General features: G+C 63.7%; 15 protein-coding genes. 13 read left to right on the forward strand and 2 right to left on the reverse strand.

The genetic code is table 11. The annotated features are described in order from the left end of the window. Positions 1–80 precede the first annotated feature (80 nt). The 5 genes from cobA to ASD63_RS03080 all read left to right on the forward strand — a co-directional run bounded on the left by cobA (position 81) and on the right by ASD63_RS03080 (position 4,750). Positions 81–920, forward strand: a complete 840-nt coding sequence (gene cobA, locus ASD63_RS03060; protein WP_176960267.1) for a uroporphyrinogen-III C-methyltransferase — start codon at positions 81–83, stop codon at positions 918–920. Further along, the gene (locus tag ASD63_RS03065) at positions 917–2,221 is read left to right on the forward strand and encodes a cobyrinate a,c-diamide synthase (RefSeq protein ID WP_034788296.1); all 1,305 of its coding nucleotides are present in this window, start codon (positions 917–919) and stop codon (positions 2,219–2,221) included. Before cobA ends, ASD63_RS03065 begins: the two co-directional genes overlap by 4 nt. Further along, positions 2,218–3,219 (forward strand): threonine-phosphate decarboxylase CobD, encoded by a 1,002-nt coding sequence (gene cobD / locus ASD63_RS03070; protein ID WP_034788299.1) that lies wholly within the window; start codon positions 2,218–2,220, stop codon positions 3,217–3,219. Before ASD63_RS03065 ends, cobD begins: the two co-directional genes overlap by 4 nt. 1 nt (position 3,220) lies before the next feature. Continuing rightward, complete coding sequence (cbiB, locus tag ASD63_RS03075) at positions 3,221–4,192, forward strand: adenosylcobinamide-phosphate synthase CbiB (RefSeq protein WP_034788304.1); 972 nt, start codon at positions 3,221–3,223, stop codon at positions 4,190–4,192. Positions 4,193–4,321: 129 nt separating this feature from the next. After that, positions 4,322–4,750, forward strand: a complete 429-nt coding sequence (locus tag ASD63_RS03080) for a L,D-transpeptidase (protein ID WP_034788308.1) — start codon at positions 4,322–4,324, stop codon at positions 4,748–4,750. A 232-nt stretch (positions 4,751–4,982) separates the two neighbouring features. On the opposite strand, the gene ASD63_RS03085 is transcribed toward ASD63_RS03080, so the two are convergent. Then, positions 4,983–5,720 (reverse strand): Crp/Fnr family transcriptional regulator, encoded by a 738-nt coding sequence (locus ASD63_RS03085; protein WP_051659129.1) that lies wholly within the window; start codon positions 5,718–5,720, stop codon positions 4,983–4,985. Between the two features lie 216 nt (positions 5,721–5,936). Between ASD63_RS03085 and hemN the strand changes: the two genes are divergently transcribed. The 8 genes from hemN (at position 5,937) to ASD63_RS03125 (ending at position 14,119) form a co-directional block, all read left to right on the forward strand. Next, positions 5,937–7,286: an oxygen-independent coproporphyrinogen III oxidase gene (gene hemN / locus ASD63_RS03090; protein ID WP_034788311.1), complete on the forward strand. Its 1,350-nt coding sequence runs from the start codon at positions 5,937–5,939 to the stop codon at positions 7,284–7,286. 118 nt (positions 7,287–7,404) lie between these two features. Then, complete coding sequence (locus tag ASD63_RS03095; RefSeq protein WP_089044188.1) at positions 7,405–7,689, forward strand: acyl carrier protein; 285 nt, start codon at positions 7,405–7,407, stop codon at positions 7,687–7,689. A 115-nt stretch (positions 7,690–7,804) separates the two neighbouring features. Further along, positions 7,805–8,290, forward strand: a complete 486-nt coding sequence (locus ASD63_RS03100) for a 3-hydroxyacyl-ACP dehydratase FabZ family protein (RefSeq protein WP_034788315.1) — start codon at positions 7,805–7,807, stop codon at positions 8,288–8,290. Position 8,291: 1 nt separating this feature from the next. Continuing rightward, complete coding sequence (locus ASD63_RS03105) at positions 8,292–9,494, forward strand: beta-ketoacyl-ACP synthase (protein WP_034788318.1); 1,203 nt, start codon at positions 8,292–8,294, stop codon at positions 9,492–9,494. A 12-nt stretch (positions 9,495–9,506) separates the two neighbouring features. Beyond that, positions 9,507–10,790 carry a beta-ketoacyl-ACP synthase gene (locus ASD63_RS03110; RefSeq protein WP_034788320.1) on the forward strand — a complete coding sequence of 428 codons (1,284 nt, stop codon included), beginning with the start codon at positions 9,507–9,509 and terminating at the stop codon, positions 10,788–10,790. Between the two features lie 277 nt (positions 10,791–11,067). Further along, positions 11,068–12,096 (forward strand): zinc-binding dehydrogenase, encoded by a 1,029-nt coding sequence (locus ASD63_RS03115; protein WP_034788322.1) that lies wholly within the window; start codon positions 11,068–11,070, stop codon positions 12,094–12,096. Between the two features lie 11 nt (positions 12,097–12,107). Next, complete coding sequence (locus ASD63_RS03120; protein ID WP_034788563.1) at positions 12,108–13,037, forward strand: lipid A biosynthesis lauroyl acyltransferase; 930 nt, start codon at positions 12,108–12,110, stop codon at positions 13,035–13,037. Between the two features lie 371 nt (positions 13,038–13,408). Beyond that, positions 13,409–14,119 (forward strand): PAS domain-containing protein, encoded by a 711-nt coding sequence (locus ASD63_RS03125; protein WP_034788334.1) that lies wholly within the window; start codon positions 13,409–13,411, stop codon positions 14,117–14,119. Between the two features lie 93 nt (positions 14,120–14,212). On the opposite strand, the gene ASD63_RS03130 is transcribed toward ASD63_RS03125, so the two are convergent. After that, positions 14,213–14,713, reverse strand: coding sequence for a hemerythrin domain-containing protein (locus ASD63_RS03130; protein ID WP_051659130.1), 501 nt, complete (start codon positions 14,711–14,713; stop codon positions 14,213–14,215). Between the last annotated feature and the right edge of the window lie 59 nt (positions 14,714–14,772).

The raw sequence follows: 14,772 nt of genomic DNA on the forward strand, positions 1-14,772 counted from the left end.
CAAGTGGAATCCGGTTCTTTAGAGAGCGCGTCAGGCGTGCCGTTGGGTGGCGCCGAAATACAGGTGGGACAGCACGCATGATCGACGACCTCTTTGCCGGATTGCCGGCGCTCGAAAAAGGTTCGGTCTGGCTGGTCGGCGCCGGCCCCGGCGATCCCGGCCTGTTGACGCTGCATGCGGCCAATGCGCTGCGCCAGGCGGATGTGATCGTGCATGATGCGCTGGTCAACGAGGATTGCCTGAAGCTCGCGCGGCCGGGCGCCGTGCTGGAGTTTGCGGGCAAGCGTGGCGGCAAGCCGTCGCCGAAGCAGCGCGACATCTCGCTTCGCCTCGTCGAACTCGCGCGCGCCGGCAACCGGGTGCTGCGCCTCAAAGGCGGCGATCCCTTCGTCTTCGGTCGCGGTGGCGAGGAGGCGCTGACGCTGGTCGAACACCAGGTGCCGTTCCGAATCGTGCCCGGCATCACCGCCGGTATCGGCGGGCTTGCCTATGCCGGCATTCCCGTGACCCATCGCGAGGTCAACCACGCGGTCACTTTCCTGACTGGCCATGATTCCTCCGGCCTGGTGCCGGATCGCATCAACTGGCAGGGCATCGCCAGCGGCTCGCCTGTCATCGTCATGTACATGGCGATGAAACATATCGGCGCGATCACCGCCAACCTCATTGCCGGCGGCCGCTCGCCGGACGAACCGGTCGCCTTCGTCTGCAACGCCGCGACGCCGCAGCAGGCGGTGCTGGAAACGACGCTTGCGCGTGCAGAGGCCGATGTTGCGGCGGCAGGGCTGGAGCCGCCGGCGATCGTCGTCGTCGGCGAGGTGGTGCGGCTGCGCGCAGCGCTCGACTGGATCGGCGCGCTGGACGGGCGCAAGCTTGCCGCCGACCCGTTCGCCAATCGCATTCTCAGGAACCCGGCATGAGCGGATTGCTGATTGCCGCACCCGCGTCCGGCTCCGGCAAGACGACGGTGACGCTCGGGCTGATGCGCGCCCTGAAGAGGCGCGGCGTGGCGATCGCGCCCGGCAAGGCGGGGCCGGACTATATCGATCCCGCTTTCCACGCGGCAGCGACCGGCGAGCCCTGCTTCAACTACGACCCCTGGGCGATGCGCCCGGAACTGCTGCTTGCCAATGCGTCGCATGTGGCCTCCGGCGGGCGCACATTGATCGTCGAGGCGATGATGGGACTGCATGACGGTGCTGCCGACGGCTCGGGAACGCCAGCGGACCTCGCCGCGACGCTGAACCTTGCGGTCATTCTGGTGGTCGATTGCGCCCGCATGTCCCAGTCGGTTGCCGCCCTCGTGCGCGGCTATGCGGATCATCGCGACGATATCCGGGTGGTTGGCGTCATCCTCAACAAGGTCGGCAGCGATCGGCATGAAATGATGCTGCGCGATGCGCTCGGCAAGGTGCGCATGCCTGTCTTCGGCGTGCTCCGGCAGGACAGCGCATTGCAACTGCCGGAGCGCCATCTCGGGCTCGTGCAGGCGGGCGAACACTCAGCGCTTGAGGGCTTCATCGAGGCGGCGGCCGCGCGGGTCGAGGCTGCCTGCGATCTCGACGCCATCCGCCTGATCGCGACGATTTTCCCGCAGGTGCCCGCGGCGGCCGATGCCGAGCGTTTGCGGCCGCTCGGTCAGCGCATCGCGGTCGCGCGCGATATCGCCTTTGCCTTCTGCTACGAGCACCTGCTTTACGGCTGGCGGCAAGGCGGCGCGGAGATTTCCTTCTTCTCGCCGCTCGCCGACGAGGGGCCGGATGCGGCAGCCGATGCCGTCTATCTTCCGGGGGGTTATCCGGAGCTGCATGCGGGGCAGCTGAGCGCCGCCGCCCGATTCCGTTCCGGCATGCATTCCGCGGCGGAACGCGGCGCCCGCATCTTCGGCGAGTGCGGCGGCTATATGGTGCTCGGCGAAGGGCTTGTCGCTGCCGATGGCACACGCTACGACATGCTCGGCCTGCTGCCGCTCGTAACCAGTTTTGCCGAGCGCAGGCGGCACCTCGGCTATCGCCGCGTCGTGCCTGTCGACAACGCCTTCTTCGATGGACCCATGACGGCGCACGAATTCCACTATGCGACCATCGTCGCCGAAGGGGCGGCCGATCGGCTGTTTGCGGTCAGCGACGCCGCCGGCGAGGATCTCGGCCAGGCGGGCCTCCGGCGCGGCCCTGTCGCCGGTTCCTTCATGCATCTGATCGACGTCGCAGGTGCTGCATGAGCGCACCGATCGTTCATGGTGGCGGCATCACCGAGGCCGCAGCGCGCTATGGCGGCCGGCCTGAAGACTGGCTCGATCTGTCGACCGGCATCAATCCATGCCCCGTCGCCTTGCCCGCGGTCCCTGAGCGCGCCTGGCACCGGCTGCCGGATCGGCAGACGGTAGATGATGCGCGGAGCGCCGCCGCCGACTACTACCGCACCAACGGCGTGCTGCCTTTGCCGGTGCCGGGCACCCAGTCGGTGATCCAGCTCCTGCCACGTCTTGCTCCGGCCAACAGGCACGTCGCGATTTTCGGGCCGACCTATGGCGAGTATGCCCGCGTGCTTGAAGCGGCCGGCTTTGCTGTCGATCGCGTCGCGGATGCCGACGCGCTCACGGCCGAACATGGGCTTGTCATCGTCGTCAACCCCAACAACCCGACCGGCCGCGCCTTGGCGCCGGCGGAGCTTCTGGCGATCGCCGCAAGGCAGAAGGCGAGCGGCGGACTGCTGCTGGTCGATGAGGCCTTCGGCGATCTTGAGCCGCAACTGAGTGTCGCTGGTCACGCGTCAGGGCAAGGCAACCTCATCGTCTTCCGCTCCTTCGGCAAGTTCTTCGGCCTTGCGGGCCTGCGCCTCGGCTTCGTCGTTGCGACCGAGCCAGTGCTTGCATCCTTTGCCGATTGGCTCGGTCCCTGGGCTGTCTCCGGCCCGGCGTTGACGATCTCGAAAGCGCTGATGCAGGGCGATACGAAGGCGATCGCGGCGGGCATCCTCGAGCGTCGCGCCGGCCTCGATGCGGCTCTCGATGGGGCAGGGCTCAACCGTATCGGCGGCACGGGGCTATTCGTGCTGGTCGAGCATCCCAGGGCAGCTCTGCTGCAGGAGCGGCTCTGCGAGGCCCATATTCTCACGCGCAAGTTCGACTATGCCCCGACCTGGCTCAGGGTCGGTCTTGCGCCTGACGCGGCTGGTGACCGACGGCTGGCGGACGCGCTTGCCCGCATGGAGCTCTGAGGTGTCGGAGACGATCCTGCTCATTCTCGCGCTGGCGCTGGTGATCGACCGCGTTGTCGGCGATCCGGACTGGCTCTGGGCGCGCGTGCCGCATCCGGTCGTGTTTTTCGGCAAGGCCATCGGCTTTTTCGACGCGCGGCTGAACCGGGAGGACCTCGAGGATAGCGCGCGCAAATTTCGTGGCGTCGTCGCGATCCTTTTGTTGCTTGGCATCAGCGCCTGGTTCGGCCATCTGCTGCATCGCCTGTTCGCCGTCCTCGGACCGCTCGGCTTTCTGCTCGAGGCGGTTCTGGTCGCGGTCTTCCTGGCACAGAAGAGCCTCGCCGATCACGTGCGTCGCGTGGCCGGGGGCTTGCGACAGGGCGGGCTGGAAGGCGGGCGTGCCGCCGTGTCGATGATCGTTGGTCGCGATCCAAAGACGCTCGACGAGCCGGCGGTCTGCCGTGCCGCGATCGAAAGCCTTGCCGAGAATTTCTCCGACGGCGTCGTGGCGCCGGCCTTCTGGTACGCGGTTGCCGGCCTGCCGGGGCTTCTTGCCTACAAGATGCTGAACACCGCCGATTCGATGATCGGCCACAAGTCGCCGAAATATCTGCACTTCGGCTGGGCCTCGGCCCGACTCGACGATCTCGCCAACCTGCCGGCAGCGAGGCTCTCGATCCTTTTGATCTCAGCCGGTGCGCTGATCCATCGTGGCGCCAGCGCCGCCAAGGATGCGCTGACCGTGGCCCTTCGCGACCATGGCCTGCACCGCTCGCCGAACTCCGGCTGGCCGGAAGCGGCCATGGCCGGCGCGCTCGATCTGCAGCTTGCCGGTCCGCGGATCTATGGCGGCGTCAAGGTCAGCGAACCTATGATCAACGGTCCGGGCCGAGCGGTTGCAACAAGCGAAGACATCGACGCCGGTATTGCTGTATTTTATGGCGCCTGTACGGTCATGGCCGGGTTTGTTCTTGCAATCGCAATGATTTGATCGCGGAAGTTGACCTTCGCATTAAGACTCTGCTTTCCATATGTATTAAGATCGTATCATATTCGATCAGTTATTCTCCTGGAACGTTTGGTTCCACCGGTACGTGTTCGTCTTCCCGGAGAGAGAAGCATGCGCAAAAGCTTTCTGACTGCGCTGATTGCCGCTCTGCTGCAGTTTGCCGTTCAACCCGCGAACGCCGCCAATCTCATTGCCGATATCAGCCTGTCGTCGCAGACGATGACCGTGCGGCAATACGGCGTCGTCATGTATCGCTGGAAGGTGTCGACGGCGCGCAAGGGCTATGTGACGCCACGCGGCAGCTGGAGCGCCAAATGGCTCTCTCGCAATCACCGTTCACGCAAATACGACGACGCGCCGATGCCATATGCCGTGTTCTTCAACGGCGGCTACGCCATCCACGCCACCTACGACATCAAACGCCTCGGCCGCCCGGCATCGCACGGCTGCGTGCGGCTCCATCCAAACAACGCGGCGGAGTTTTTTGCGCTGACGCGGGAACATGGGCTGAAGAACACGCGGATCGTAATTACGCGGTGACGCCTGCCTAGCCAGCCCCTCATCCCCCTGCCGGGACCTTCTCTCTGTTTTGAAGGGGAGAAGGGATCCGAGGCACCGTTTCCGCTTCATCTTCGACCGTTTCGTAAGAAGTGAACGGTAGAATGCGCGTCCCCATCTTCAACGTGACTGCTTGGCTTTCCTCGGGGTAAACCCGAGGAGAGGGCAATTCTGTCGGGCACTTGATGAGGCAGCTAAGAGCCGCTGGCGACCGTCAGTCGATGCCTGCCACATGCATCAGCCGGTCGAGGCTCGGCACGGTGACGTGGCGGCTGTTTTCGATGCGGATGACATTCTCCTTGCGGAGCTTGGTGATCTGGCGGCTGACGGTCTCGATGGTCAGGCCGAGATAGTCGGCGATGTCGGCGCGCGACAGCGGCAGGTCGAACACGTTCGAGGTGCCGTTTTCCGGGTCGATGTGAGTTGCGATGATGTAGAGGAAGCTTGCGACCTTCTCCTGCGCGGTCTTGCGGCCAAGGGTGAGCATCCAGTCGCGCGCTTCGTCCAGTTCCTTCAGCGCCTGCTCGTGCAGCCGGTGTTCCAGCCCGGGAGCCTCGGAGACCAGCCGCTCGATGACGTTGCGCGGGAAGCAACAGATGTCGGTGTCGACAGCCGCTTCCGCCGTCAGCGCGCTTTCGCGGGTGAAGGGCCGGCCCATGAAATCAGGGGCGAACTGCAGGCCGACGATCTGCTGGCGGCCGTCGGCCAGCACCTTGCTGAGCTTGACGACGCCGGAGATGATATTTGCGTAGCTGTCGGTGGTTTCTCCCTGGCCGATGACCTCGCGGCCGGGCTCGATGCTGCGGCGGGTGGAGTGACGGCTGAGGTCGAGAAGCTGATCCGGAGAGAGCGTACCGCAAACGCCGCCATGGCGCGCCTCGCAGGCGGAGCAGACGGCTGGAACGTCCGAATTATGGATATCCTTGCGGCGATGTTCGTTCACGATCTGCAATTCTTTCTACCTGCATTCCATTGCTCCCTGGATGACCAAAGAGGATGCGGGTCGTTAAATCAAGAGTTGACAGGTGCTAATTCCGAAAGCGCGAAACAATGTCTCATGCTGGCTTGAGCATTGTCAATTTTAACGTGTTAATTCGCCGACTTGATCAAAATCAAAGGCCTCATTGCCGATCCGTCCTAAGCCGTTTTCATGACAGCGGAGAGACTGATGGACGACGCGCTAATCCTCAAGCATGCGAACCCCGTGCCACGCTACACCAGCTACCCGACCGCGCCGCATTTTTCCGAAGCGGTGGGGCCGGTTGACTATCAAAGCTGGCTCGGGGCGATCGGTCCGGATGAGGCGATCTCGCTCTATGCTCACGTGCCCTATTGCGACCGGCTCTGTTGGTTCTGTGCTTGCCATACCAAGCAGACGCTGCGGTATGATCCGGTGGCAACCTACCTCACGGGCCTGCATCGGGAGATTGCAGAGATCGGCGGGCGGGTGAGCCGCGAAGCCAAGGTAACGGCCCTGCATTTCGGCGGCGGCTCGCCGACGCTCGTCAGGCCCGACGACCTGATCGCGCTGAAACGCGCCTTTACCGATCACTTCACCTTCGCGGCTGATTGCGAGATCAGCGTCGAGATGGATCCGAACGATCTCGACGAAGCGCGCCATGATGCGCTGGCGGGGATCGGTATGACGCGGGCGAGCTTCGGCATCCAGGATTTCGACCCCGTCGTGCAGAAGGCGATCAACCGCATCCAGACCTTCGAGCAGACGCGTGACGCGATCGAGGCATCACGGGTAAGGGGCGTGCATTCGGTCAATTGCGACGTGCTCTATGGTTTGCCCTATCAGAGCCTCCAGTCGCTTGAGCGCACCATGGAGGCAGTGCTTTCGCTCGACCCCGATCGCGTCGCACTCTTCGGCTACGCCCATGTGCCGTGGATGAAGACGCATCAGAAGATGATCCCGGACGAAAGCCTGCCCGGCATCGTCGAGCGCTTCGCGCAGATGAGCCGCGCGGCCGAAATGCTGGCTGCCGCCGGCTACGAGTCCATCGGCATCGACCATTTCGCGAAGCCCGACGACAGCCTGGCGCGGGCCAGCCGGGAAGGGCGTCTCCGTCGCAATTTCCAGGGCTATACCGACGATGCCGCCGAAACGCTCGTCGGGCTTGGCGCCTCCGCGATCGGCCAGTTTCGTCAAGGTTATGTCCAGAACATGCCGGCGACCGGTGAGTATCTGCGCCATGTTGAAAACACGGGGCTCGCTGCGGTCCGCGGTTATCGCTTCACACCGGACGACACTTTGAGAGCAAAAGTGATTGCCGACGTCATGTGCCGTTTTGCCTTCTCCTTTGCTGAGGTTGAGGAAGCGTTTCCCGGGCTGGCAGGGGCTGTGATCGAGGAGGCACGGCTGTTTCGGGCGCGCGACGTGGATGGGCTGACGACGATCGAAAACGGGGTTTTCCGCCTGACTGAACGCGGCAGGCCCTTTGCCCGCTCGGTTGCAGCCACCTTCGACGCCTATCTCGGCAACGGCCGGGGCCGGCATTCGGTGGCCGTCTGACCCCATGCTCTGTCGCAACACCGTTTTCCAATTCGAAAGCCTTTGCCATCAAGGCCATTGGCTTTTGCGGCGCATTTACCTATAGGATCGCCGAGACTCGACTTAAAATATTAGAGGTATGCGCGTGACAGCTACATTCGACAAGGTTGCCGACATTATCGCGGAAACGAGCGAGATCGATCGCGAGACGATTACGCCGGAAAGCCACACGATCGACGATCTCGGCATCGACAGCCTGGACTTCCTCGACATCGTGTTTGCGATCGACAAGGAATTCGGCATCAAGATTCCGCTCGAGCAGTGGACGCAGGAAGTCAACGAAGGCAAGGTTTCGACCGAAGAATACTTCGTTCTGAAGAACCTCTGCGCCAAGATCGACGAACTGCGGGCTGCCAAGGGCTGATCGGGCTTTCGCCCGAGCCTTGCCACTCGATTTCCAATGCCGCCCGTCGCGCCCCGCGCTTGACAGGCGGCATTGGCGTTTTTACTTGAGCCCGAAACCAACAGGGTGAGCCTCAATGCTCCTTGAATACTTCCAGATGATCGACCGTGTCGAAACGGTCGATCTTTCGGCTGGCCGGCTGACGGCGCGGTCCGTCGTGCCGGAGAAGAGCCCGGTGTTCGAAGGCCATTTCCCAGGCTACCCGCTGGTGCCCGGCGTGCTTCTGATCGAGACCATGGCGCAGGCCTCCGGTTTCCTGGTGCTCGCCGCCACCAATTTCGCCGCCATGCCCTTCCTGATGTCGGTCGACGGCGCCAAGATGCGGACCTTCGTCGAGCCCTCGGCCGAACTCGAGATCGAGGCTTTCCTCGAGCATGAAGGTTCGGGCTTTGCCGTCACCAAGGCGAAGATCACCTCTGGCGGCAAGAAGGTCTGCGATGCCCAGCTGAAACTGAGAACGATGCCGTTCGATCAGGTTCCGCTCGGCGATATCGTGCGCAAGCGGGCTGGAGAAGTGGGTCTGATGGCGGCGCTTTCGGCGGCAGCCGGTTCGGAGAAGTAAGATGAGCAAATCTGCAAACGACGTTGTCATTACCGGCGTCGGTATCGTCACCAGCCAGGGCGTCGGCGTCGAGCCGCATCTGGCGCTGCTTACCGCCGGCACGTCGCCGGCCGTGCGCGTCGAGACCGAAAAGTTCAGCCCCTATCCGGTGCACCCGCTGCCGGAGATCGACTGGTCGCAGCAGATCGCCAAGCGTGGCGACCAGCGGCAGATGGAAAACTGGCAGCGTCTCGGCGTTTTTTCCGCGGGCCTGGCGCTCGATGACGCCGGTCTCAAGGACAATCTCGAAGCCTGCGGCAGCATGGACATGATCGTCGCTGCCGGCGGCGGCGAGCGTGACATCAACGTCGATTCGCTGATCGTCGACGAGGCGCTGAAGCGCAACGACCGCGAACAGCTCCTCAATGAAAAGCTGACGACCGAACTGCGCCCGACGCTGTTCCTGGCCCAGCTTTCGAACCTGCTCGCCGGCAACATCTCGATCGTGCACAAGGTCACCGGTTCGTCGCGCACCTTCATGGGCGAGGAAGCGGCCGGCATCTCGGCGATCGAAACCGCCTTTGCCCGGATCAAGGCCGGCCAGTCGACGCATACGCTCGTCGGCGGCGCGTTTTCGGCCGAGCGCCTGGACATCATGCTGATGATCGAGGCGATCCAGGGCCAGGCGACCGGTGACTGGCACCCGATCTGGTCGCGCAGCCGCGACAACGGCGGCGGCATGATCCCCGGGTCGGTCGGAGCCTTCCTGGTGCTGGAATCACGCGAGTACGCCGAAGCCCGTGGCGCCCGTATCTATGCGACGATCGACGCGATCGGCAGCGACCGCGGCAGCCGCGCTGACGGCAAGCTCGAAGCCCGCCTTGCGGACCTTGCGAAACCGGCCGAAAAGCTCGACCCTGCAGGCACCGTGGTCTTTTCCGGCACGTCAGGCTTTCATGATCTCGTCGCCAGCGAAAAGGCGTTCCTGCAGGCCAATCTGGCCGGCGCGCCGGTGCGTGCCTATGGCGGCATCGTCGGGCACAGCATCGAGGCGCAGTTTCCGGCGGGCCTCGCGCTTGCTGCACTCACGCTCGGCCACGGCGCCAAGGTACCGGCCTTCGACGGCAGCTTCGAAAAGCCGATGACGGCGGCTGCCCGGTCGGCGGTCGTGACCACCGTCGGTCATTCACGCGGCGAAGGCGTCGCGGTCCTTTCGGCCGAATAAGAGGAACGATTGATGAGCAACGCTTACAAGGATCATCTCGGTCGTCCGATCGTCGCCGTCACTGGCATGGGCGTCATCACCTCGCTCGGCCAGGGGCTCGAGGACAACTGGTCGGCGCTGACCGGCGGCGTCTCCGGCATCCGCAAGATCACCCGTTTCCCGACGGAGGGTCTCAACACCCGCATCTCCGGCATGGTCGATTTCATCGAGGTGCCGGCGGCCAACTCCGTCGAGCGCTCCTACGCCATGGCGCGCGAGACGACGCTGGAAGCGCTGGCGCAGGCGGGGCTTTCCGGCGACTTCAACGGTCCGCTGTTTCTGGCCGCCCCGCCGATCGAGCCTGAATGGAGCGCGCGCTTCGAGCTTGCCGACCGCTCGCCGCCTTCCGAACAGCCGGGCGATGCGTACAACCGTTTCCTCGCCGCGATGCGCCAGAAGGCCGATCCGGTGTTCCATGAGGCCGTGCTCTTCGGCTCGATCTCCGAGCGCCTTGCCGATCGCTTCGGCACGCGCGGCCTGCCGGTGACGCTCTCGACGGCCTGTGCCTCGGGCGCGACCGCGATCCAGCTCGGCGTCGAGGCGATCCGCCAGGGCCGCACCGATCGTGCGCTGACGGTAGCGACCGATGGTTCGGTCAGCGCCGAAGCACTCATCCGCTTTGCGCTGCTTTCCGCGCTCTCCACCCAGAACGATCCGCCGGAGAAGGCCTCCAAGCCCTTCACAAAGGATCGGGACGGCTTCGTCATCGCCGAAGGCGCTGCGACCCTGGTCCTGGAATCGCTTGAATCTGCCGTTGCCCGCGGCGCCCGTGTCTACGGCATCCTGAAGGGCTGCGGCGAGAAGGCCGATCTCTTCCACCGCACGCGCTCGTCGCCCGACGGCGGCCCGGCGATTGCGACGATCCGCGCGGCCCTTGCCGACGCCGGCATCGACGAAGGCGGCATCGGCTACATCAACGCGCACGGCACCTCGACGCCCGAGAACGACAAGATGGAATATCTGTCGATGTCTGCCGTCTTCGGTGAGCATCTGCCGTCGATCCCGGTCTCGTCGAACAAGTCGATGATCGGCCACACCCTGACGGCCGCCGGCGCGGTCGAGGCGGTGTTCTCGATTCTGACGATGCTGACGGGCACGCTGCCGCCGACGATCAACTACCAGAACCCCGATCCGGCGATCGTGCTCGACGTGGTGCCGAACGTGAAACGCAGCCAGCAGGTGTCTGCGGTGCTGTCGAACTCCTTCGGTTTCGGCGGCCAGAACGCCAGCCTGGTGATGACGGCCGAGCCGGCTTGAGCCGGACCTGGTGAAACGAAATACCCCCCTCTGGCCTGCCGGCCATCTCCCCCAACAAGGGGGAGATCGACGCGCGGCCGGCCGATCGCTCCAATAACAAGGCCCGATTTCGGTGCTTTTCGTGAAGGGCAAAGGGGTGCCACATCCAATCTCCCCCCTTGTGGAGGAGATGCCCGGCAGGGCAGAGGGGGCTAACGCGCCGCTCTCTGTAGAATGGCGACATGCCCACAAGACGTGTATATGCCGCCTGTCGATCTGAACATTTAAAGGAAGAACCATGCGCGCCCTGCAACTGCTCGATGACCGCAAGCTCGAAATCACCGACATTCCGGAACCGGAAGCACCCGGCCCGGGCGAGGTGACGTTGCGCGTCAAGGCGGTTGCGCTCAACCATATCGACGTCTGGGGCTGGCGCGGCATGGCATTCGCCAAGCGCAAGATGCCGCTCGTCATCGGCGCCGAGGCAGCAGGCGTCGTCGACAGCATCGGTCCCGGTGTTTCAAGCGTGCTTCCGGGCCAGCTCGTCTCGATCTACGGCGCGCGCACCTGCGGCCTCTGCCGTCCGTGCAAGGAAGGCCGCGACAACCTCTGCGAACATGTCGGCGGCGTTCACGGCTTCCACCTCGACGGCTTCGCGCAGGAAAAGATCAACCTGCCGGCGCGCCTGCTGGTACCGGCACCTCCGGGCGTCGACGCGGTCGCTGCAGCCCTTGCTCCGGTCACCTTCGGTACCGTCGAGCACATGCTGTTCGACAACGCCAAGCTTGAGCCCGGCGAAACCATCCTCGTGCATGCTGGCGGTTCCGGCATCGGCTCGGCGGCGATCCAGCTTGCCAAGAAGATCGGCTGCACCGTGATCACCACCGTCGGCTCCGACGACAAGATCGAGAAGGCCAAGGCGCTCGGCGCCGATCACGTCATCAACTACCGCACCGACCGCTTCGAGGGCGTGGTGCGCAAGCTTACCAAGAAGAAGGGCGTCGACGTCGTGTTCGAACACGTCGGCAAGGACACCTGGGCGGGCTCGATGCTCTGCATGAAGCGCGGCGGCCGCTTGGTCACCTGCGGCTCGACCTCGGGCGTGTCCACCGACATGAACCTGATGATGCTGTTCCAGCAGCAGCTGAAGCTGCTCGGCTCCTTCGGCTGCCGCATGGAAAACATGGCGAACGCCATGCAGAAGATGGCGCGCGGCCTCGTACATCCGGTCATCGACACCGAAATCGGCCTCGACGAGATCGACCGCGCGCTGGAGCGCATGGAATCGCGCCAGATCTTCGGCAAGATCATCCTGAAGATGGATTGATCGACGTGCGCATGCTGATCACACGGCTGGTGCTGGCGGCGGATCGTTTCCGCCAGTGGCTGATTGCGCAGTTCGTGTTTCTGCTTCTGACGATCCTGAAGATGTTTCCCGCTGACGGCGCGATCAACTTCATGGATCGCGCCCTGCGGTTCATCGGCCCGAAGACCAGCCGTCAGAAGCTGACGCTGACGAACCTGCGCAATGCATTCCCGGAAAAGAGCGAAGCGGAGATCGAGCAGATCGCGCTCGAAAGTTGGGGCAACATGGGCCGCATGGCGGCCGAATACGTGTTCCTCGACCGTCTCTTCGATTTCGACCCGGAGCGCACGACGCCCGGGCGCATCGAAGTCTCGGGCATTCCCTTGTTCCTCGAGCTTCGCGACAATCCGCGCCCCTTCATCGTCTTTACCGCGCATAGCGGCAATTTCGAAATGCTGCCGGTCGCCGGCTCAGCCTTCGGGCTCGACGTGACGGTGCTGTTCCGGCCGCCGAACAACCCATACGTGGCCGAGAAGGTCTTCAACTTCCGCGCAGAACGCATGGGCAAGCTCGTGCCGTCGCATGCGGGCTCGTCCTTTGCGCTCGCCCGCCAGCTGGAGCGCGGCCAGGGCGTCGGGGTTCTCGTCGACCAGAAATTCCGCAAGGGTCTAAAGACCAAGTTCTTCGGCCAGGATGTGCAGACCAACCCGCTGCTCGCCAAGCTCGTCCGCCAGTTCAACTGCGAGGTCTATCCGGCCCGCTGCATCCGCTTGCCGGGTGGCCGTTTCCGCCTGGAGATCGAACCGGCGATCGCCATCCCACGCAAGGCCGACGGCAGCGTCGACGTGACCGCTACGGCGCAGGTTCTGAACGACAAGGTGGAAAGCTGGGTGAGGGAGTATCCCGGCCAATGGCTCTGGTATCACGACCGCTGGCACATCAAGCGCTACCTGAAAGACTGATTCTCCTTCGCCCGCGACCCCAGCCAGATTGCGTCTTGCGCAAGCAGGCTTGATCTTCCTGCAAGCCCGGCACCCCGTGTGCCGGGCTTTGCGTTTTGCCAAGTACGCGGGGGCATCGGCGCCGATCTTCCCTCGAAAACGTGCGTAAACGTTAAGTTTTTCTTTCTGCTGTTGAACGCTATCGCAATGAGTGTAAACTTATGCCTGTCGCGTGAGAAAATGCCTGCAAGCGCTTTGGATGACCCGAGCAGTGCGGTTTTACGCGGAAGTGGTGGGGGAAACGTCAAGAACCAGATCAGTGTCCTGAGCATCTACGCCTGTTTTGTAAGTGCATCGAAGCGGTTTTGCCGTGGGGGAATTGGGGTTTCGAATTGAACGCACTGATTGAGCTGTTCTGGTTCAAATATTCGCAGCTGCAGTATGCCGTTCGTACGGCAGACGAGCATTTGATCAGCATTCTGGATCGCGAATTGGATCCGATCTTGAGATCCGTCTACGACGAGAAGGCGGTGAGCGTCGAAGATGCCCGGCTTCAGTTTCAGTTCCTGATCGACATTCTGCGCGTCGAAGCCGACGACATTTCCTGCGTGCTGCGCCATTCGCAGTTGCTGCAATCGCTGATCAATCGCTACTTCGCGGCGACCGGTGCGGAGAACCTCGCCGACCTGCAACTGGAGCGCCTGCCGGCGCAGCCGAACAAGGGCAGGGCGGACGAAGGATTGCTCAACGAGGCGATCCTCGACAGCTTCCCGGACCGGCTTGCGGTGATCACGCCCGACTACCGCTATCTTTACACCAATCCGCGCAATGCCGAGCATCTGGAAAGCCGCCCGATGGACCTGATCGGCCGGCATATCGTCGAGTTCATCGGCATCCAGCGGTTCGAGCTCCGGGTGAAATCCTATCTCGACCGGTGTTTCGCCGGCGAAGTGGTGGACTACACCTTCGCCAAGACGGTGGACGCGCGCACGGTCGTCGTGCGCTGCCGGCTGACGCCGTGCATGTCGAGCACCGGCAAGCTCATCGGCGCTATTCTAGTGATCCAGGAACATGCCGACCGCCGCCGCGCGATCGCGGCCTGAGGCGCCGGTTCCGGCGGTATCAATCGAAAATGCATGAGGGGAGCGCGGCCGGGTAACGGCCGCCTTGCATGTCCACCTGCCGCGAAGGCCGGTTCACCCGACCGGCGCGGTGATGCTGCGCAGACATTCCTGCTCGAAGCCGACGTGCCGCCTGAGGCTCGTGAAGAAGCCGCGCAGCATGTAGCCGGCGGTCTCGGCATTGACCGTCTGGTCGGCAGCGCCGAGGCGCTCCAGCATTTCGGTCAGCTCCTCGGCGAAGCACTCGTCCTCGCAATGTTCGTATTTCAGCCGCTCCAGCGTCGCGCCGAGCGTCGGATCGCCGCGGTAGGTGCGTTCGATCCAGGAGAAGACGAGGTTTTCTTCGCCCGAGTGCATCTCGCGGATCAGCGGCTCCAGCACCTTTGCGGCATAGAGGCATTTCTGCCGGTCGATTTCCGCAGGCAGGCTGTCGGCGATTTCCTCCAGGCAATTGCAGAGCGCAAGCTGCTCCTCGTGGGCGCGGGCAAGCCAGGCAAACGGCTCGGCCACGGACTCCCGCCGGGGGGCCGGGTCCAGCCGGCTGCGGATTCGTCCGTCTTCAAAAGTCTTTTTCATCGGCTTCAGACGCCAGCTCCCACGGCGCTCCCTATTGTTTGCCGAGGATGATCCAAACG

The sequence above is a fragment of the Ensifer sp. Root558 genome (assembly GCF_001427045.1).
GTDB classification, from domain to species: domain Bacteria; phylum Pseudomonadota; class Alphaproteobacteria; order Rhizobiales; family Rhizobiaceae; genus Ensifer; species Ensifer adhaerens.

Bases quoted from the DNA above. Each gene is read 5' to 3' on its own strand.
- ASD63_RS03110 (WP_034788320.1), top strand. From the start codon at position 9,507: ATGAGCAACGCTTACAAGGATCATCTCGGTCGTCCGATCGTCGCCGTC.
- ASD63_RS03105 (WP_034788318.1), top strand. From the start codon at position 8,292: ATGAGCAAATCTGCAAACGACGTTGTCATTACCGGCGTCGGTATCGTC.
- ASD63_RS03080 (WP_034788308.1), top strand. From the start codon at position 4,322: ATGCGCAAAAGCTTTCTGACTGCGCTGATTGCCGCTCTGCTGCAGTTT.
- ASD63_RS03130 (WP_051659130.1), bottom strand. From the start codon at position 14,713: ATGAAAAAGACTTTTGAAGACGGACGAATCCGCAGCCGGCTGGACCCG.
- ASD63_RS03120 (WP_034788563.1), top strand. From the start codon at position 12,108: ATGCTGATCACACGGCTGGTGCTGGCGGCGGATCGTTTCCGCCAGTGG.
- ASD63_RS03095 (WP_089044188.1), top strand. From the start codon at position 7,405: ATGCGCGTGACAGCTACATTCGACAAGGTTGCCGACATTATCGCGGAA.
- ASD63_RS03115 (WP_034788322.1), top strand. From the start codon at position 11,068: ATGCGCGCCCTGCAACTGCTCGATGACCGCAAGCTCGAAATCACCGAC.
- cobD (WP_034788299.1), top strand. From the start codon at position 2,218: ATGAGCGCACCGATCGTTCATGGTGGCGGCATCACCGAGGCCGCAGCG.
- hemN (WP_034788311.1), top strand. From the start codon at position 5,937: ATGGACGACGCGCTAATCCTCAAGCATGCGAACCCCGTGCCACGCTAC.
- ASD63_RS03100 (WP_034788315.1), top strand. From the start codon at position 7,805: ATGCTCCTTGAATACTTCCAGATGATCGACCGTGTCGAAACGGTCGAT.
- ASD63_RS03065 (WP_034788296.1), top strand. From the start codon at position 917: ATGAGCGGATTGCTGATTGCCGCACCCGCGTCCGGCTCCGGCAAGACG.